The organism is Streptomyces sp. NPDC127068, assembly GCF_042724695.1.
In the GTDB taxonomy this organism is placed as follows: domain Bacteria; phylum Actinomycetota; class Actinomycetes; order Streptomycetales; family Streptomycetaceae; genus Streptomyces.
The window spans coordinates 62,229-80,527 of sequence record NZ_JBHXEN010000029.1 but is presented as its reverse complement, the minus strand read 5'-3'; the positions used below and the strand labels follow the sequence as shown (position 1 = coordinate 80,527).

Sequence of the window (18,299 nt, the reverse complement as noted above, 5' to 3'; positions counted from 1 at the left end):
AAGTGGGTGGTCCTTTCCTTCCTTCTCGCCTACCGGGTTAGCTGACGGGTTCGGAGCAGGAAGGTCTCCTACGGACCCCCTCCGCGTGGCGACGGGCGTCCGATTCACCCCAGGGACGGTTGGGTCCCCGGCTCCCCAGGCTCGCGCCGTAGGGGGATTCGGCGATGACTGTCCGGTGCCGCGGCTGCGGCGTACCGCACGACGGGCAGTCGACCTGACGCTAAGCCGGAGATCTTTCCTACGACAAACGGATCGGCGGTTTTGTTGCGCACGCCACACCGCGGACCGCAACGTCCGGCGCTTTCGGGACATCCGGGCCCGGCGCCCGGGGGCGCCGCGCTGACGGTGCGTGAAACGCCGGCCGGACGCACGGAGGTGCCGTCCCGTCGGACGACGGAACGGCACCCACCGCGGTCGCTCCTAGCCGGAGACGACCGTGACCTCGCCGATGCCGAGCGCCTTCACCGGCTCCTCGATCTGCGTCGCGTCGCCGACCAGCACCGTCACCAGACGCTCCACCGGGAAGGCGTTCACGACGGCCGCCGTGGCCTCCACGGTGCCGGTGGCCGCGAGCCGCTGGTACAGCAGCCCCTGGTAGTCGTCCGGGAGTTCCTGCTCGACCTGGTCGGCGAGGGTGCCCGCGACAGCCCCGGCCGTCTCGTACTTCAGCGGGGCGACGCCCACCAGGTTCTGCACCGCGACGTCCCGTTCGGCGTCCGTCAGGCCCTCGCCGGCGAGCGTCCGCAGGACCTTCCACAGGTCCTCCAGCGCGGGCCCGGTCGACGCCGTGTCGACGGAACCGGAGATGCCGAGCAGCGCCGCGCCCGTGCCGTTCGCCGTCGACCGCAGCACCTGGGCGAAGGCCCGCACGCCGTACGTGTAGCCCTTCTCCTCGCGCAGCACGCGGTCCAGTCGCGAGGTGAGCGTGCCGCCCAGGCAGTAGGTGCCGAGGACCTGGGCCGGCCACACCCGGTCGTGCCGGTCGGCCCCGAGACGGCCGATCAGCACCTGGGTCTGGACCGCACCCGGCCGGTCCACGATGAAGACCCGGCCGCTGTCGTCGGCGGTCACCGGGGGCACCAGGCGCGGGGTCGCCGGACCGCCCGTCCAGGCCCCGAGGGTGTCCGCGAGGACCGCGTCGACGTCGACGCCGGTGAAGTCCCCCACGATGACGGCGGTCGCCGTGGCGGGCCGCACGTTCTTCTCGTAGAGGGCGCGCACGGCGGCCGAGTCGATCGCCGCGACGGTCTCCTCGGAGCCCTGGCGCGGGCGGGACATCCGGACGTCCGCGGGGAACAGCTGCTTGTACAGCTCCTTGGCCGCGCGCCGGCCGGGGTTGGCCGTCTCGTGCGGGATCTCGTCCAACCGGTTGCGGACCAGGCGCTCGATCTCGCTGTCGGCGAAGGCCGGCGCGCGCAGGGCGTCGGCGAGCAGCCCGAGGGCCTTCGGCAGCCGGGAGGCGGGCACTTCGAGGGAGATCCGGACACAGGGGTGGTCGGCGTGCGCGTCGAGGGTGGCGCCGCAGCGCTCCAGCTCGGCGGCGAACTCCTCGGCCGTGTGCTTGTCGGTGCCCTCGGAGAACGCCCGCGCCATGATGGTGGCGACTCCGTCGAGGCCGGCCGGCTCGACGTCCAGCGGGCTGTCCAGCAGCACCTCCACGGCGACGACCTGCTGTCCGGGGCGGTCGCAGCGCAGCACGGTCAGGCCGTTGCCCAGCGTCTGGCGGGTGGGCTCGGGGAAGGCCCAGGGGCGGGCGTCACCGGGCTGCGGCTGGGGGTGGAAGTCCATGGTCACGACTGGCTGGGCCTCGGTCACTTGGCCGCCTCCTCGTCTGCGTTCTCGTCGGCCCCGGCGTCGGCGGCACCGTCCGCGTCGGGCTCCGGGTGGTCCAGCGGCTCGTAGACGAGCACCGCGCGGTTGTCGGGCCGCAGTCGCGCCGCGGCGACCTCCCGGACCTCCTCCGCGGTGACGTCCAGGACCCGCTGGACGGCGGTCAGGGCGAGCTGGGGGTCACCGAACAGGACCGCGTACCGACACAGTTCGTCGGCGCGGCCGGCGACCGTGCCCAGCCGGTCCAGCCACTCGCGCTCCAGCTGTGCCTGGGCGCGCTCCATCTCCTCCGGGGTCGGCCCCTCGGCGGCGAAGCGGGCCAGCTCCTCGTCGACGGCCGCCTCGATGGTCGGGACCTCCACGCCGTGCGAGGTCTTCACGTCCAGCCAGCCCAGCGAGGGCGCGCCGGCCAGGCGCAGCAGCCCGAAGCCGGCGCCCACGGCCGTGCGGTCGCGGCGGACCAGCCGGTTGTAGATCCGGGACGACTCGCCGCCGCCCAGCACGGTGAGCGCCAGGTCGGCCGCGTCACTGGCGCGGGTGCCGTCCTGAGGGAGCCGGTAGGCGGCCATCAGCGCACGCGAGGGGACCTCCTCCTCGACGACCTCGCGCAGTTCCTCGCCGATGACGTCGGGCAGGGCGCCGTCGCGCGGAGCGGGCTTGCCGTCGTGTCCCGGGATGGAGCCGAAGTACTTCTCGACCCAGGCGAGCGTCCGCTCCGGGTCGATGTCGCCGACCACGGACAGCACGGCGTTGTTGGGCGCGTAGTAGGTGCGGAAGAACTCCCGCGCGTCCTCCAGGGTCGCCGCGTCCAGGTCGGCCATCGAACCGATCGGGGTGTGGTGGTACGGGTGCCCGTCCGGGTACGAGAGCGCGGTCAGCTTCTCGAACGCGGTGCCGTAGGGGACGTTGTCGTAGCGCTGACGGCGCTCGTTCTTGACGACGTCGCGCTGGTTGTCGAGCGATTCGAGGTCGAGCGCGGCGAGCAGCGAGCCCATCCGGTCGGCCTCCAGCCACAGCGCCAGCTCCAGCTGGTGCGCGGGCATGGTCTCGAAGTAGTTGGTGCGCTCGAAGCTGGTGGTGCCGTTCAGCGAGCCGCCCGCGCCCTGCACCAACTCGAAGTGACCGTTGCCCTGCACCTGCTTCGACCCCTGGAACATCAGGTGCTCGAAGAGGTGAGCCAGACCGGTGCGGCCCTTGACCTCGTGCCGCGAACCGACGTCGTACCAGAGGCAGACCGCGGCGACCGGGGTCAGGTGGTCCTCGGAGAGCACCACGCGCAGGCCGTTGGCCAGGCGGTGTTCTGTTGCTGTCAGGCCGCCGGAGCCGGCCTGCGTGGCCGTGTGACCCATGGGCATGTACGTCCCTTCGATCGCGGAAACCGCGGAGAGCACCGCGGGAAGACAAAGCCGTTCTACCGGTCCTGCCACTGTATGCAAGCGCAGCGACGGGTGGCGAAGTTCCCGGCCGGGCTACGCCGACAGCGAGATGCGTGGCGGGTCGAACGGACGGGTCGCGGTCCGCGTTGTCAGCGCGGCGGTCCACAATGGTCGGCATCCGTACCCGTTCCCTGTCCTGGCACACATGTGAAGGAGCCGCAGCAGCGATGGCCCGCCGCAGCACCAAGACCCCGCCGCCCGACGAGTTCGAGGAGAGGATCCTCGACATCGACGTCGTCGACGAGATGCAGGGCTCCTTCCTCGAATACGCCTACTCGGTCATCTACTCGCGTGCGCTGCCCGACGCCCGTGACGGCATGAAGCCGGTACAGCGCCGCATCGTCTACCAGATGAACGAGATGGGCCTGCGCCCCGACCGCGGCTACGTGAAGTGCGCCCGGGTCGTCGGCGAGGTGATGGGCAAGCTGCACCCGCACGGCGACGCGTCGATCTACGACGCCCTGGTGCGGATGGCTCAGCCCTTCTCCATGCGGCTGCCCCTCGTCGACGGGCACGGGAACTTCGGTTCCCTCGGCAACGACGACCCGCCGGCCGCGATGCGGTACACCGAGTGCCGGATGGCGGACGCCACTTCGCTGATGACGGAGTCGATCGACGAGGACACCGTCGACTTCGCGCCCAACTACGACGGCCAGGAGCGGGAGCCGGTGGCGCTGCCGGCCGCCTATCCGAACCTGCTGGTGAACGGCTCGTCGGGGATCGCCGTCGGCATGGCGACGAACATGCCGCCGCACAACCTGGGCGAGGTCATCGCGGCGGCCCGCCACCTCATCAGGTACCCGGGCGCCGACCTGGAGACCCTGATGAAGCACGTGCCGGGTCCCGACCTGCCCACCGGCGGCCGGGTCGTCGGCCTGTCCGGCATCCGGGACGCCTACGAGACCGGCCGCGGCACCTTCAAGATCCGCGCGACCGTCTCCGTGGAGCCGGTGACGGCCCGCCGCAAGGGCCTGGTCGTCACGGAGCTGCCGTTCACGGTGGGCCCCGAGAAGGTCATCGCGAAGATCAAGGACCTGGTGGGCTCCAAGCGGCTCCAGGGCATCGCGGACGTCAAGGACCTCACGGACCGCGCGCACGGGCTGCGGCTGGTGATCGAGATCAAGAACGGCTTCGTCCCGGAGGCCGTCCTGGAGCACCTGTACAAGCTGACGCCGATGGAGGAGTCCTTCGGCATCAACAACGTCGCCCTGGTCGACGGCCAGCCCCTCACGCTGGGCCTCAAGGAACTCCTGGAGGTGTACCTGGACCACCGGTTCACCGTGGTGCGCCGCCGCAGCGAGTTCCGGCGCACCAAGCGGCGCGACCGGCTGCACCTGGTGGAGGGCCTGTTGGTGGCGCTCGTCGACATCGACGAGGTCATCCGGGTGATCCGGTCCAGCGACAACAGCGCCCAGGCCAAGGAGCGGCTGATCGACCGCTTCTCGCTGAGCGAGATCCAGACCCAGTACATCCTGGACACCCCGCTGCGCCGGCTGACCAGGTTCGACCGGATCGAGCTGGAGTCGGAGCGCGACCGGCTGACCGCCGAGATCGCCGAACTCACCCGGATCCTGGAGTCCGACGGCGAGCTGCGCAAGCTCGTCTCGGGCGAGTTGGCGGCGGTCGCCAAGAAGTTCGGCACCCCGCGGCGCACCGTGCTGCTGGAGTCCTCGGGCACCGCCCCGGCCACCGCGGTGCCGCTCCAGGTCGCCGACGACCCGTGCCGGGTCCTGCTGTCCTCCACCGGTCTCCTGGCGCGCACCGCCACCGCCGAACCGTTCACGGAGGGCGAGGGCCGCCGCACCAAGCACGACGTGATCGTGTCGGCGGTGCCTGCGACCGCGCGCGGCGAGGTGGGTGCGGTGACGTCGACCGGCCGGCTGCTGCGGATCGCGGTGGTCGACCTGCCCCAGCTCCCGGACACGGCGTCGGCCCCGGTCCTGTCGGGCGGTGCGCCGATCGCCGAGTTCCTGACCCTGGAGGCAGACGAGGACCTCGTCTGCCTGACCACCCTCGACGAGTCCTCGCCGGGCCTCGCGCTCGGTACGGCACAGGGGGTCGTCAAGCGGGTGGTGCCGGACTACCCGTCCCACAAGGACGAGTTGGAGGTCATCGCGCTGCGCGAGGGCGACCGGATCGTGGGCGCGGCGGAGCTACGGACGGGCGACGAGGACCTGGTCTTCATCACGGACGACGCCCAGTTGCTGCGCTTCCAGGCGTCCCAGGTGCGTCCGCAGGGGCGTCCGGCGGGCGGCATGGCGGGCATCAAGCTCGCGGACGGGGCGAAGGTGATCTCGTTCTCCGCGGTCGACCCGGCGGTCGACGCGATGGTGTTCACGGTCGCGGGGTCCCGCGGCACGCTCGACGACTCGGTGCAGACGACGGCGAAGCTCACCCCCTTCGACCAGTACCCGCGCAAGGGCCGGGCCACCGGCGGGGTGCGGTGCCAGCGGTTCCTCAAGGGCGAGGACTGCCTGAGCCTCGCCTGGGCCGGTGCGGCGCCGCCGCGCGCGGCGCAGCGGAGCGGCGCCCCGGTGGACCTGCCGGAGGTCGACCCGCGGCGCGACGGCTCGGGGCTGCCGCTGGACAAGACGGTCGGGGTCGTCGCCGGCCCGGTGTGATCCACGGGCCGGCGGGTACGGCGCTCACACCCGGTCGGGGACCTCGGGGTCCTCGGCCGGGTGGGGGTGGTCGGCGGGCCCGTCGTCGGGATCGTCCTGCCGGGGGACGTAGCGCAGGACGCCCCACATGGTGTGCTCCTCGGGCGTCCCCTCGTCGGAGAGGGTGCGGCAGCGGTCGAGCCGGGCCGCCAGGGCCGTGGTGTCGATGCCCGATCCGATGAGCACGAGTCGGGTGCCGCGGGCGCCCCCCGCGGGCCACGGCTCGGGCGAGAAGCGCAGGAACCGTCCCACCGAGTGGACCGTGTAGCGGTGGTCCGGGTCGGCCGCGCCGAAGTCGACGTGGCCCTTGATCCGGTAGAGCCCCTCGGGCCTGCTGTCGAAAAAGTCCATCAGCCGGCGCGGGTGCAGCCCCTCGGCGGCCCGGAAGGACACCGTCTCGTACGCGGTGTGCAGGTGTTCCCGGGCGGGCGGGTGCCCGGGGGAACTCTCCGACAGGGCCAGGTCATCGAAGGAGAGCTGGCCCACCCGCTCCTCGACGGCCTTGCGGTCGAAGAGCAGCTCGGGGTCGATCCGGCCGAAGTCCGCGGTCACCACGGCGGCCCGGTCCACCAGGGAGCCGACCGTGTCCAGCACCCGCCGCAGCTCCTCGCCGGGCACCCGGTCGGCCTTGTTGACGACCACCAGGTCGGCGATGCGCAGATGCCGGTCGAGTTCCGGGTGGCGCAGCCGTGTCGCGTCGAACTCGACGGCGTCGACGACCTCCACGAGCCCCCCGTACACGATGCGCGGGTTCTCGCTCGCCAGCACCATCCGCACCAGTTCCTGGGGCTCCGCCAGGCCGCTGGCCTCGATGACGACGATGTCGATGCGGGCCGAGGGCCGGGTCAGCCGCTCCAGGTAGGTGTCGAGTTCGCTGACGTCGACGGCACAGCACAGACAGCCGTTGCCCAGCGAGACGGTGGAGTCGCCGAGCTGGCCGGCGACCGCCATGGCGTCGATCTCGATGGACCCGAAGTCGTTGACGACGGCCCCGATGCGGCTGCCCCGGCTGCTGTGCAGCAGATGGTTGAGCAGCGTGGTCTTGCCCGCGCCCAGGAACCCCGCGAGCACGATGACCGGGATCTGCTGCTGGCTCAACACGTGCCCTCTCGCCTGCGCCCGGCGGGTCCGGCGGGACGTCCGGGCGTCTGGAACCGCCCCCGCGGGGCGCCGGGCGACCAGGATACGAGGGCCGCGCGGGGCCGCGGTCCGGCGGCCGTCCGGTCCGGGGCGGTACGCCGGCGGTCGAGGTGGGCCGGGCGGCGGTCCGGGGCGGCCCGGCCGGGCGGGAAGTCCCCGCGGCCGGAGCCAGGTTAGGCTCACCTCTGTGAGTACGTGCACGAGTGCTTCGCGGGACCTCGACGAGCCGCTCGCCGGGACCGCGGCCACCGCCCGGACCTGGCTGCTCGTCGAACAGCCGGGCCCCTGGGGCGCCAAGGCCCTCACGTCGAGCCGGCTGGACCCGGCGCTCGGTCGGGCCCTGGAGGCCGCGGCGACGGACACCGGGGTGCGGGTGGCCCTGATCCGCCGACCGGGACGGCCCGCCGACCGGCAGGTGCCGGGTCGGCGCCGGGTGTACGCGGCCCACACCGTGCCCGGCGCCAGCTGGCTGCGGGAGTCGGTCGAGGGCGACCCCGCCCGCCTGCTCGACCTGGACTTCCGGGCGCTCGGTGCGGGCGACCACAGCGGCTTCGACCGGGTGACGGGCGCGTCGGCGCACCGCGGCGCGCCGTTGACGCTGGTGTGCACGAACGGCAAGCGGGACCGCTGCTGTGCGCTGCTGGGGCGTCCGCTGGCGCAGGAGCTGGCCGCCTCCGGGGTGGACGGCGCCTGGGAGGTCACCCACATCGGGGGCCACCGCTTCTCCCCCACGGTGCTGGTGCTCCCCTACGGCTACGCGTACGGCAGGGTCGAGGCGCCGTTGGTGAAGGAGATCCTGTCGGCGGTCGCGGACGACCGGATCGTCACGGAGCGCTGTCGGGGCGGCTCGGCGTGGGAACGACCGGGCCAGGCCGCCGAACTGGCGGTGCGCACGGCCGCGCGGGAGTTCACGGCGGGCGTGCTGAGCGTCGTACGGACCGAGGGGGCGGCACCCCGCTGGGAGGTGACCGTGGCCCATGCGGACGGCCGCGGGTGGCGCGTCACGGTCGCCCAGGGGGCCTCGTTGCCGGCGCGGCCGGAGAGCTGCGGCGCCGCCCTGGCCACCCCGGCCCGGATGGACGTGGTCGCGGTCCGTGAGGTGACCCCGACACCGGGTGGGTGACCCGGCGGCCACGGAACGTATCCGCACGCCAACGCCACGAGATACCCGCCACAGGGACTACGGCGAAGCGGCCCCGGCCCCGTACCGTTCGTACACATGAGCTCGTCTCCCCCCACGCGACGCCTGCGCCTCGGTCTGCCCCGGCGGATGTTCTCCCAGGTGCTCCTGATGCAGCTCGCGATCGCCGCGGGCGTCGCCGTGCTGGCCACGGGCCTGTTCCTGGCGCCGCTCAGCGACCAGCTCGACGACCAGGCGATGCGCCGCGCCCTGGCCATCGCGCAGACGACGGCCGCGCAGCCGCAGATCGCCCGGGACGTGAAGGAGTCCCTGCCGACGCCCGGCGGGCCCGTCCAGGACGTCGCGGAGCGCATCCGGCGGGCGAGCGGCGCCGAGTACATCGTGATCATGAACACGGACGGGGTGCGCTGGTCGCACACGGACGTCCACCAGATCGGGAAGCTCGTCTCCACGGACCCCAGTGCCGCCCTGGCGGGCCACGAGGTGATGGAGATAGACAACGGCACCCTCGGGCGGTCGGCACGGGGGAAGGTGCCGTTGCAGGACGCACGGGGCGAGATCATCGGGGCGGTGTCGGTCGGCATCGAGTACGACAGCGTGCGCGCCCGGCTCATCCACACCATCCCCAGCCTGCTCGCCTACGCGGGCGGGGCGCTGGCGGTGGGCGCGATCGCCGCGTACCTGATCTCCCGGCGGGTCCAGAAGCAGACCCGGGACCTCGCGTTCTCGGACATCTCCGCGCTGCTGGCCGAGCGCGAGGCGATGCTGCACGGCATCCGCGAGGGCGTGGTGGCCCTCGACCGCCACGGCCGCATCCGCCTGCTCAACGACGAGGCGCACCGGCTGCTGAACCTCGGCACCGAAGCGGTCGGCCGCTCGTTGGACTCGGCGCTGGGCCCGGGCCGCACCACCGACGTCCTGGCCGGCCGGGTGACCGGTACGGACCTGGTGACCGTCCGCGGCACCCGGGTGCTGATCGCCAACCGGATGCCCACCGACGACGGCGGCGCCGTGGCCACCCTGCGGGACCGCACCGAACTGGAGCAGCTGGGCCGGGAGCTGGACTCGACGCGCGGTCTGATCGACGCGCTGCGGGCCCAGGACCACGAACACGCGAACCGCATGCACACGCTGCTCGGTCTGTTGGAGTTGGAGATGTACGAGGAGGCCGTCGAGTTCGTCGGCGAGGTCGCGGGGGCGCACCGGGTCACCGCCGAGCAGATCACCGAGAAGATCCACGACCCGCTGCTCGCCGCCCTGCTGGTCGGCAAGGCGACGGTCGCGGCCGAGCGAGGCGTCTCGCTCGCAGTGTCGCCCGACACCTGGCTGCCGGACCGGCTGATCGATCCGCGCGGGCTGGTCACCATCGTCGGCAACCTCGTGGACAACGCGCTGGACGCCGCCTCCGGCTCCTCGGACGCCTGGGTCGAGGTGGTGCTGCGGGCGGAGGGCAGGGCGGCGGTGCTGCGGGTGCAGGACACCGGCCCGGGGGTGCCGCCCGACCAACGGGAGACCATCTTCCTGGAGGGGTGGACGACCAAGAAGGCCCCCGCGCGCGGCAAGCGGGGCATCGGTCTGGCGCTGGTGCGCAGACTGGCCGAGCGCCAGGGCGGTGACGCGGAGGTCACCGAGGCTCCGGGCGGCGGTGCGCAGTTCACCGTGCGGCTGCCGGAGGCCCTGTCCGAGGCGGAACTGACGCATGCGGAGGAGTCGCGGTGATCGAGGTCCTGGTCGTCGACGACGACATCCGGGTGGCGGACGTGAACGCGGCCTACGTGGAGAAGATCGCCGGGTTCCGGGTGGTGGCGAAGGCGTACAACGCGGCCGAGGCCCTGGACTGCGTGGAGGGCGGCGAGGTCGACCTGGTCCTCCTCGACCACTACCTGCCCGACGAGACGGGCCTGGACGTGGTGCGCAGGCTGCGCGAGCGGGGCCACCAGACCGACGTGATCATGGTGACGGCCGCGCGCGACGTGGGCACCGTGCAGGCGGCGATGCGGCTGGGTGCCCTCCAGTACCTGGTGAAGCCGTTCGCGTTCTCCGGGCTGCGGACCAAGTTGGAGGCGTACGCGGCCCTCCAGCGCACCCTGCGCGGCGGTGGCGAGGCCGAGCAGGCGGAGGTCGACCGGATCTTCGGCGCGCTGGCCGTGACCGGGGAGCCGGACCTGCCGAAGGGGCACTCCCCCACCACCGCGGAGCTGGTGCGCAAGGTACTGGTGTCCGCCGACGGCCCGGTCTCCGCCCAGGAGTTGGCGGACCGCACCCAGCTCAGCCGACAGACCGCGGCGCGCTACCTGAAGCTGCTGGAGCGGGCGGGCCGGGTGCGCCTCAGCCTGAAGTACGGGGAGACGGGACGCCCGGAGCACCGCTACGCGTGGGCCGCGCGCGGGTGAGCCCCCGCGCGCGCGGGGGAAGTAGCGCGGGGGCTCACATGAGGGGGCTCGTCGAGCCCGTGGTCTGTGCTCCGTGTTCGGTTCTCCCCGGTCTCCCCGGGCCCGCCGCCCTCGTCGGGCGGTCCGGGTCCGGGGGTCCTGGTCGGGCGGCCGGGGTCCTGGTCGGGATCAGCGCCGGGTGGTCTTCGCGGGCCGGATCCCTCCGGTGCCGCCGTACGCGTCGGGCACGGTCCTGGCCGACCGGCCCACCGGCGAGGGACTGCCGTGTTCCGCCTCGTCGACGGTCGTCTGCTCCTGACGCGGCGCGGGCACCCCGGAGCCGTCGCCCACGGACCCTCCGCTCACCAGGGACAGTCCCACGAGGGCGCCCAACGCCATCAGCCCCGCGCCGGCGGCCGACCGCCATCTCCTGGTGTCCGGCATGCGCATCACGTCCTCGTGAGGTGGATCAGCCTGACGGCCGCGTCAGGAGCCGGAGGTGCGGCGGCCCTTCCCGGGGGAGCGGGAGGGGCCGCCGGGCCTTCAGCGGGGCGTACAGGGGCCCGGGGCGGTAGTGCGGAGGCCGGGGTCGACGTCGATCCCGGCCTTGACGGCCCGAGTGGGAGTCTGCACGCGGCACCGGATCACCGGGCCGTCGCGCGGGACCGCCTCCGTTCCCGGCGACCGGAGCACCGTCCGGTCGCCCTGCTGGTATCTGTGGTCATGGCCCGGCACCGTAGGTGGCGGGTGCGTCACAGTGCGATCCTTGTGCGCGCTGGCCCATCTTCTGATTGCAAAACCCTGTTGTGCTCGTTTTGTGCGCGCTAGAACAACGAAGCCTCACCGAGGGCTTAACCAGAAAGGCCCGGTCGATGATTGACGTCCTGGTCGTGGACGACGACTTCCGCGTCGCCGAGATCAACGCCCGCTACGTGGCCAAGGTCCCCGGCTTCCGCGTGGCCGGTCGCGCCCACGACGCCGCCCAGGCCCTCGCCACCGTGGAGCGCGAGGAGATAGACCTGGTGCTGCTCGACCACTACCTGCCCGACCGGACCGGACTGTCCCTGGTGCAACACATGCGCCAACTGGGACACCGCACCGATGTGATCATGATCACAGCGGCGAGTGACGTCACCACCGTGCAGGACGCCATGCGCCTCGGCGCCCTGCACTACCTGGTGAAACCGTTCACCTTCGACGCCCTGCGGAGCCGACTGGAGGCGTACGCGGCCCTACGCCGCACGGTGGACCGCGTCGGGGGCAGCGGGATGGCCGCCCAGGAACAGGTCGACCGGATCTTCGGCGCGTTGCGCACCACCACGCCGACCGCGACCCAGGGGTTGCCCAGCGGGCACTCGGTGCCCACGACGGACCTGATCTGCGGAGTCCTCCACCGGGCCGGACAGCCGCTGTCCGCGCACGAGGTGGCGGAACGGACGGGGCTGAGCCGCTCCACCGCACAGCGCTACCTGCGCCATCTGGAACAGGCCGGCCGCCTCCAACTCACCCTGCGGTACGGGGACACGGGCCGGCCGGAGCACCGGTACGCCTGGGTGTCGCCGCGCGGCTCGGACCGCTAGCAGCCCGCGCGCCCCGGCGTGGGCGCGCGTGAGGTTCGGCGCCCGGGCGGGCGCCGAACCGGACATCGGACCCGACGACGGGTCAGGCGTCGATGCGCGAACGGTCGAGCGTTGCGGCGGAGCTGGTGATGAACTCCTTGCGCGGCGCCACCTCGTTGCCCATGAGCAGGTCGAACACCTGCTCCGCCGCGTCGAGATCGGCGATGTTGATCCTGCGCAACGTGCGGAACCTCGGGTCCATCGTCGTCTCGGCCAACTGGTCGGCGTCCATCTCGCCGAGCCCCTTGTAGCGCTGGATGCCGTCCTTGTAGCGGACGTTCTTGCGCTGGAACTCCAGCAGGGTTTCCCGCAGTTCGCGGTCCGAGTACGTGTACACGTACTTGTCCTGGCCCTTCTTGGGCTGGACCAGCTCGATCCGGTGCAGCGGCGGGACGGCCGCGAAGACGCGACCGGCCGCGACCATGGGCCGCATGTACCGCTGGAACAGCGTCAACAGCAGACAGCGGATGTGCGCGCCGTCCACATCGGCGTCGACCAGCAGGATGATCTTCCCGTAGCGGGCCGCGTCGAGGTCGAAGGTGCGGCCGGAGCCGGCTCCTATGACCTGGATGATCGCCCCGCACTCGGCGTTCTTGAGCATGTCCGAGACGGACGACTTCTGGACGTTGAGGATCTTGCCGCGGATCGGCAGCAACGCCTGGAACTCGGAGTTCCGGGCGAGCTTCGCCGTGCCGAGCGCGGAGTCCCCCTCCACGATGAACAACTCGCTGCGCTCCACGTCGTCGCTGCGGCAGTCGGCGAGCTTGGCGGGCAGCGAGGAGGACTCCAGGGCCGTCTTGCGACGCTGGGCCTCCTTGTGCTGACGGGCGGCGATGCGGGTGCGGGCGGCGGCGACCATCTTGTCCATCACCGCACGGGCCTGGGCCTTCGCGTCGCGCTTCGTGGCCGTGAGGAAGGTCTTGAGTTCCTTGGCGACCACCGCGGCGACGATCCGGTTGGCCGCGGAGGTGCCCAGGACCTCCTTGGTCTGCCCCTCGAACTGGGGCTCGGCGAGCCGGACGGTGACGACCGCGGTCAGCCCCTCCAGGGCGTCGTCCTTGACGACGTCGTCCTCGGCGACCCGCAGCAGCTTCTGGGCGCGGAGCACCTCGTTCACCGTCTTGGTCACGGAACGTTCGAACCCGGTGACGTGCGTGCCGCCCTTGGGCGTCGCGATGATGTTGACGAACGACTTGACCGTGGTGTCGTACCCGGTGCCCCAGCGCATGGCGACGTCCACGCCCAGCTCGCGGGTGACCTCGGTCGGGGTCATCTGCCCCCGGTCGTCGAGGACCGGGACGGTCTCCTTGAAGGTGCCCTGGCCGGAGAAGCGCAGGACGTCGCAGACCGCCTTGTCGCTGGCGAGGTACTCGCAGAACTCGCTGATGCCCCCGTCGAAGCGGAAGGACTCCTCGCCCTTGCTGCCGCCCTCGCCGAGGCCGAGCTCGTCCCGGACGACGATCGTGAGGCCGGGCACCAGGAAGGCGGTCTGCCGGGCGCGCTGGTGGAGCGTCTCCAGGTTGAGCTTGGCGTCCTTGAGGAAGATCTGCCGGTCCGCCCAGTAGCGCACCCGCGTGCCGGTGCGCGTCTTGGGGACCCGCTTGGTCTTGCGCAGACCGGTACCCGGCTCGAAGGCCGCCTCCGCTCCCGGCTTGGCGAAGGCTCCGGGGACGCCCCGGCGGAAGCTGATCGCGTGGGTGTTGCCCCCCCGGTCCACCTCGACGTCGAGGCGGGCCGACAGGGCGTTCACCACCGAGGCGCCGACGCCGTGCAGGCCGCCGGAGGCGGCGTACGAGCCGCCGCCGAACTTCCCGCCCGCGTGCAGCTTGGTCAGGACGACCTCGACACCGGACATCCCCGTCTTGGGCTCGACGTCGACCGGGATGCCACGACCGTTGTCGCGGACCTCGACCGAACCGTCGTCGTGGAGGACCACGTCGATGTGGTCGCAGTAGCCGCCCAGGGCCTCGTCGACGGAGTTGTCGATGATCTCCCAGAGGCAGTGCATCAGGCCACGGCTGTCCGTGGACCCGATGTACATCCCGGGCCGCTTGCGAACGGCTTCCAGCCCCTCCAGGACGAGCAGGTGCCGCGCGGTGTAGTTGGAACCGTCCCGGTCTGCTCCGGTCAGCAGCGCAGTGGACGGCACGGACGTATCGGCGGTCACGCGGTTCGCTCCTCGCTGAATTTCAGATGGGGCCCCGTGGGGTAGGGCCCAGGCTTCGGTCGCCGCTCAGAGGGTACCGAGCCCTGGTAGAGCCGTTGTCACGCCACCCTCAACCCGCACCAAGCCTAGTCGAGGATCGCATGTCTGTTCGATCGCTCGTTGGAGTGAAGTACACATCACGTTCCCTTCCAGGCATGAACCATTTAGGCTCCGGGCACGTCCTCATGAACAACCGGCATCCAGCCGGGAGGACCGAACCGGCAAACCGCGCGAACCCGTACGACACGAAGACACGCACTACGGCCCATTCGCCGCCAACCGGCAGCAGACAGCCACCTCGGCGAGATCGGAAAGATTTTTTCGAGGAGAAGCCACGAGCGGGAACGTTTTCGGCCTGGTTGGATGTTGACCCTGGTACGACAGCTCGTCGAGCTAGAGAAGAGGCGACGTGACTACTGTTCTGACCCCCGCGAGCCCGCTGACGGCCGCTGACCGCTGCGACCGTTGCGGCGCCCAGGCTTACCTCCGCGTGGTCCTGTTGAGCGGCGGTGAACTGCTCTTCTGCGCCCACCATGGTCGCAAGTTCGAGCCGGAACTCAAGAAGATCGCCGCGGAGATACAGGACGAGACGGAGCGCCTGAACGCCGCTCCGGCCTCGACCGAGGCCGAGGAACGCTGACACTTCGCATCCACGACGAGCCAGCACCGGCGTCAGGCCGGCGAATCGGGCGGTCCCCGTGTGACGGGGCCCGCCCGCTTGCGTTGCGCGCCCTGGCCGTGTGCAGGCGGACGGTAGCGGTGGGTGGCGGCGGGCGTCCCGCCGTCGTCCGTCCTGCTGCCCGTTCCCTTGCTGCCCGCCGGGGCGGAGTCGGGTCAGGAGTCGTCATCGGTGTCCGGCTGCTGGGGCTGCCGGACGAGGGCTGACAGCCGGGTGTAGACCCCCGGACGGTCCGGTTGGCCGCAGCCGCTCCCCCAGGACACCAGTCCGATCAACCGTCCGTTCGCCACCAGCGGACCACCGCTGTCCCCCTGGCAAGCGTCCCGGCCCCCTTCCCCCGTCCCCGCACACAGCATCGAGTCGGCGAGGTAGCGCCCTTCGGGGCCACCCGGGTACGCCCGGCGGCACACGTCGTCCGGGAGCACCTCGACCTGGCTGGAGCGCAGGGCGACCGCGTAGTCACCGCGCCCGCTGACGTCCCCCCAGCCGTAGACGGCCGCGGGCGTACCCGCCTCGTACGCCGGGTCACCGGGACCGGCCACCGCAATGACGTAGTGCTCCGGCAACGGCTCGGCGAGGGTCACCACCCCCACGTCCCACGCGTTCGTCGTACGGTCGTAGGCCGGACTCACCCAGGTCTCCCGGACGGGCACCTCCACACCGGTTCCGTCCCGCAGGTCGGCGCGCCCCGCGATCACGGCGAGGTCCGCCGCCCTCACCGACCCGAGCGCCTCGGGACCCAGGCAGTGGGCGGCGGTCAGCACCCTGGTGCGGTCCACCACGACACCGCCGCAGAACTGTCCCGCCCGGGTACCGCCGAACCGGTCACGGCTGGCGAGGGCGACCACCCAGGGACTGTCCACGATGTCCACCGGACGGCCGCCCACGACCAGACCGTCGGCGGACGCGGAGGGCGGGCCCGCCACGGGCAGCACGGTGGTGGCCGCCGCCAGCAGCAGCGCTCCGGTCAGGGCACGGACGAGGGGACGGGGCATGCGCTCTCCTCACACAGGGTGGCGATGACCCACCCAGCGTCGACCAAGGGGGTCCCCGCCGCACCCGCACACACGCCGGAGGGCCCGGTCCCCACCGGGAACCGGGCCCTCACTGGCGTAACGCCCACTGCCGTGCCCGCCCGGGATCAGCGACGGGCGGGATCGGGCAGATCAGTCCAGGTAGTCGCGGAGGACCTGCGAGCGGGACGGGTGGCGCAGCTTCGACATCGTCTTCGACTCGATCTGCCGGATGCGCTCACGGGTGACCCCGTACACCTTGCCGATCTCGTCGAGGGTCTTCGGCTGACCGTCGGTGAGGCCGAACCGCATGGAGACGACGCCCGCCTCGCGCTCGGAGAGCGTGTCGAGCACGGAGTGCAGCTGCTCCTGGAGGAGCGTGAAGCTGACCGCGTCGGCCGGGACGACGGCCTCGGAGTCCTCGATCAGGTCACCGAACTCGCTGTCGCCGTCCTCGCCGAGCGGGGTGTGCAACGAGATCGGCTCACGACCGTACTTCTGGACCTCGATGACCTTCTCGGGGGTCATGTCGAGTTCCTTGGCCAGCTCCTCCGGGGTGGGCTCGCGGCCCAGGTCCTGGAGCATCTGCCGCTGCACGCGGGCGAGCTTGTTGATGACCTCGACCATGTGCACCGGGATGCGGATGGTGCGGGCCTGGTCGGCCATCGCGCGGGTGATCGCCTGCCGGATCCACCAGGTGGCGTACGTGGAGAACTTGTAGCCCTTGGTGTAGTCGAACTTCTCGACCGCACGGATCAGACCGAGGTTGCCCTCCTGGATCAGGTCGAGGAAGAGCATGCCGCGGCCGGTGTACCGCTTGGCCAGCGAGACGACGAGCCGGAGGTTCGCCTCCAGCAGGTGGTTCTTGGCCCGGCGGCCGTCCTCGGCGATGATCTCCAGCTCGCGCTTGAGCTTGGGTGCGAGCTTGTCCGCGTTGGCCAGCTTGTCCTCGGCGAAGAGTCCGGCCTCGATGCGCTTGGCCAGCTCCACCTCCTGCTCGGCGTTGAGGAGGGGGACCTTGCCGATCTGCTTCAGGTAGTCCTTGACCGGGTCGGCGGTGGCACCGGCCGCGGCGACCTGCTGCGCGGGCGCGTCGTCCTCGTCCTCGTCGGACAGGACGAAGCCCTGCGCACCCTCCTCGGCGGGCTCGTCGCCGGGCTTCCCGGGCGTACCCGGGGTCTCCTCGGCCGACTCGTCGTCGAGGACCTCGTCGGCGCCCTTCTTGCTGGTCGCCTTCTTGGCCGTGGTCTTCTTCGCCGTGGTCTTCTTCGCCACGGTCTTCTTGGCGGTGGTCTTCTTCGCCGCCGCCTTCTTGGCGGGCGTCGTCGCGTCCTCGTCGGACGCCGAACCGGCGGCCGGCGCTGCTGCGGCCTTCTTGGTGGTGACCGTCTTGGAGGCGACGGTCCTGGTCGCGGTCCGCTTGGCCGGACTCTTCGCTGCGACGCTGCTCTTTCGGGTGCGCTTGGGCTCCGCGGCACTGACCATCAGCGTCACACCCTCTTCCTCGAGGATCTGGTTGAGGCTGCGCAGTACGTTCTTCCACTGAGTGGCCGGAATCTGGTCAGCTTCGAAGGCCCGACGCACGTCATCGCCGGCGATCTGCCCCTCAGCCTTTCCCCGCTCGATGAGCGCCATGACAGAGACGGACTCGGCGATCTCCGGCGGGAGCGTACGGGATGTGCTGGCCGACACGAACAACCTCTCGGAACGTTGGAAAACGGCTTCCGACTCCGTCCACTGCGGACGGGAGCCGACGACCGCCGACTGGGGATGTGTCGACGGCGCGGGCGTGGCCTAGGAGATTCACAGCGCCGTCAACGGCTGCCGTATTCCCTCCTCGGCCTGTCACCTCTTAGGTCATCGCGCAGTGCCCGGGAGCGTTACGGTCAATCTACGTGGCCCGAGTCACACCCCGTAAGCGCACAAAAGATTCTAGACCCGACCAGAAGCGGTCAGGATTTGCGACTGTCTGCCCCAGGTCGATCCGACGTCGCCGTATTGCGTCGTGTTCTTGACCGGCTGGAACGGGGGCCGCGGACTCCGCGAGGTGCTGCGGACCCGCCCGCTTCGGGGGCGGGGAGGGCTCGACGGCTCCGCCGGGTCGACAGCGTCGACCCGAGTGAACATGTCGACCCGAGTGACCGTGTCGACGGGATCGGCTGTGTCGAGAGCGGAACCGACCGCGGGGACGGCCGTCCGGGTC

Annotated in this window: 13 protein-coding genes and 1 riboswitch; of the genes, 6 read left to right on the top strand and 7 right to left on the bottom strand. The window is 71.6% G+C overall.

Annotation, left to right across the window (positions count from 1 at the left end; translation table 11 throughout):
- Window positions 1-11 precede the first annotated feature (11 nt).
- Window positions 12-174, bottom strand: a riboswitch (cyclic di-AMP (ydaO/yuaA leader).
- A 246-nt stretch (window positions 175-420) separates the two neighbouring features.
- Together ACFWIA_RS19670 and ACFWIA_RS19665 are read right to left on the bottom strand one after the other, a co-directional pair.
- Entirely contained in the window at window positions 421-1,788 is a 1,368-nt protein-coding gene (locus ACFWIA_RS19670; RefSeq protein WP_387006727.1) for a M16 family metallopeptidase, read from the bottom strand.
- Between the two features lie 23 nt (window positions 1,789-1,811).
- Window positions 1,812-3,185, bottom strand: coding sequence for a M16 family metallopeptidase (locus ACFWIA_RS19665; protein WP_387006671.1), 1,374 nt, complete (start codon window positions 3,183-3,185; stop codon window positions 1,812-1,814).
- Window positions 3,186-3,433: 248 nt separating this feature from the next.
- On the opposite strand from ACFWIA_RS19665, the gene ACFWIA_RS19660 reads away from it, so the two are divergent.
- Window positions 3,434-5,887 (top strand): DNA topoisomerase (ATP-hydrolyzing) subunit A, encoded by a 2,454-nt coding sequence (locus ACFWIA_RS19660; protein WP_387006668.1) that lies wholly within the window; start codon window positions 3,434-3,436, stop codon window positions 5,885-5,887.
- A gap of 24 nt (window positions 5,888-5,911) precedes the next feature.
- On the opposite strand, the gene ACFWIA_RS19655 is transcribed toward ACFWIA_RS19660, so the two are convergent.
- Window positions 5,912-7,024, bottom strand: a complete 1,113-nt coding sequence (locus ACFWIA_RS19655; protein ID WP_387006665.1) for a CobW family GTP-binding protein — start codon at window positions 7,022-7,024, stop codon at window positions 5,912-5,914.
- A 229-nt stretch (window positions 7,025-7,253) separates the two neighbouring features.
- Here ACFWIA_RS19655 and ACFWIA_RS19650 point away from each other — a divergent pair, with 229 nt between their 5' ends.
- From ACFWIA_RS19650 to ACFWIA_RS19640, 3 genes are all read left to right on the top strand, one after another.
- On the top strand, window positions 7,254-8,189 hold the full coding sequence (locus tag ACFWIA_RS19650) for a sucrase ferredoxin (protein ID WP_387006663.1): 936 nt from the start codon (window positions 7,254-7,256) through the stop codon (window positions 8,187-8,189).
- Between the two features lie 96 nt (window positions 8,190-8,285).
- A complete protein-coding gene (locus ACFWIA_RS19645; RefSeq protein WP_387006661.1) occupies window positions 8,286-9,926 on the top strand; it encodes an ATP-binding protein in 1,641 nt (546 codons plus the stop codon).
- Complete coding sequence (locus ACFWIA_RS19640; RefSeq protein ID WP_387006658.1) at window positions 9,923-10,600, top strand: response regulator; 678 nt, start codon at window positions 9,923-9,925, stop codon at window positions 10,598-10,600. The genes ACFWIA_RS19645 and ACFWIA_RS19640 overlap by 4 nt, the downstream gene beginning before the upstream one ends.
- A gap of 168 nt (window positions 10,601-10,768) precedes the next feature.
- Here the strand turns inward: ACFWIA_RS19640 and ACFWIA_RS19635 are convergent, their stop codons facing one another.
- Complete coding sequence (locus tag ACFWIA_RS19635) at window positions 10,769-11,023, bottom strand: hypothetical protein (RefSeq protein WP_387006656.1); 255 nt, start codon at window positions 11,021-11,023, stop codon at window positions 10,769-10,771.
- Between the two features lie 428 nt (window positions 11,024-11,451).
- Between ACFWIA_RS19635 and ACFWIA_RS19630 the strand changes: the two genes are divergently transcribed.
- Window positions 11,452-12,159: a response regulator gene (locus tag ACFWIA_RS19630; RefSeq protein ID WP_387006653.1), complete on the top strand. Its 708-nt coding sequence runs from the start codon at window positions 11,452-11,454 to the stop codon at window positions 12,157-12,159.
- A gap of 82 nt (window positions 12,160-12,241) precedes the next feature.
- Here ACFWIA_RS19630 and ACFWIA_RS19625 read toward each other — a convergent pair whose 3' ends face one another.
- On the bottom strand, window positions 12,242-14,365 hold the full coding sequence (locus tag ACFWIA_RS19625; RefSeq protein WP_387006651.1) for a type IIA DNA topoisomerase subunit B: 2,124 nt from the start codon (window positions 14,363-14,365) through the stop codon (window positions 12,242-12,244).
- A gap of 448 nt (window positions 14,366-14,813) precedes the next feature.
- Here ACFWIA_RS19625 and ACFWIA_RS19620 point away from each other — a divergent pair, with 448 nt between their 5' ends.
- A complete protein-coding gene (locus ACFWIA_RS19620; RefSeq protein WP_385488540.1) occupies window positions 14,814-15,044 on the top strand; it encodes a hypothetical protein in 231 nt (76 codons plus the stop codon).
- Between the two features lie 194 nt (window positions 15,045-15,238).
- Here ACFWIA_RS19620 and ACFWIA_RS19615 read toward each other — a convergent pair whose 3' ends face one another.
- Complete coding sequence (locus ACFWIA_RS19615) at window positions 15,239-16,078, bottom strand: serine protease (protein WP_387006648.1); 840 nt, start codon at window positions 16,076-16,078, stop codon at window positions 15,239-15,241.
- A 171-nt stretch (window positions 16,079-16,249) separates the two neighbouring features.
- Window positions 16,250-17,794: an RNA polymerase sigma factor gene (locus ACFWIA_RS19610; RefSeq protein ID WP_387006645.1), complete on the bottom strand. Its 1,545-nt coding sequence runs from the start codon at window positions 17,792-17,794 to the stop codon at window positions 16,250-16,252.
- Between the last annotated feature and the right edge of the window lie 505 nt (window positions 17,795-18,299).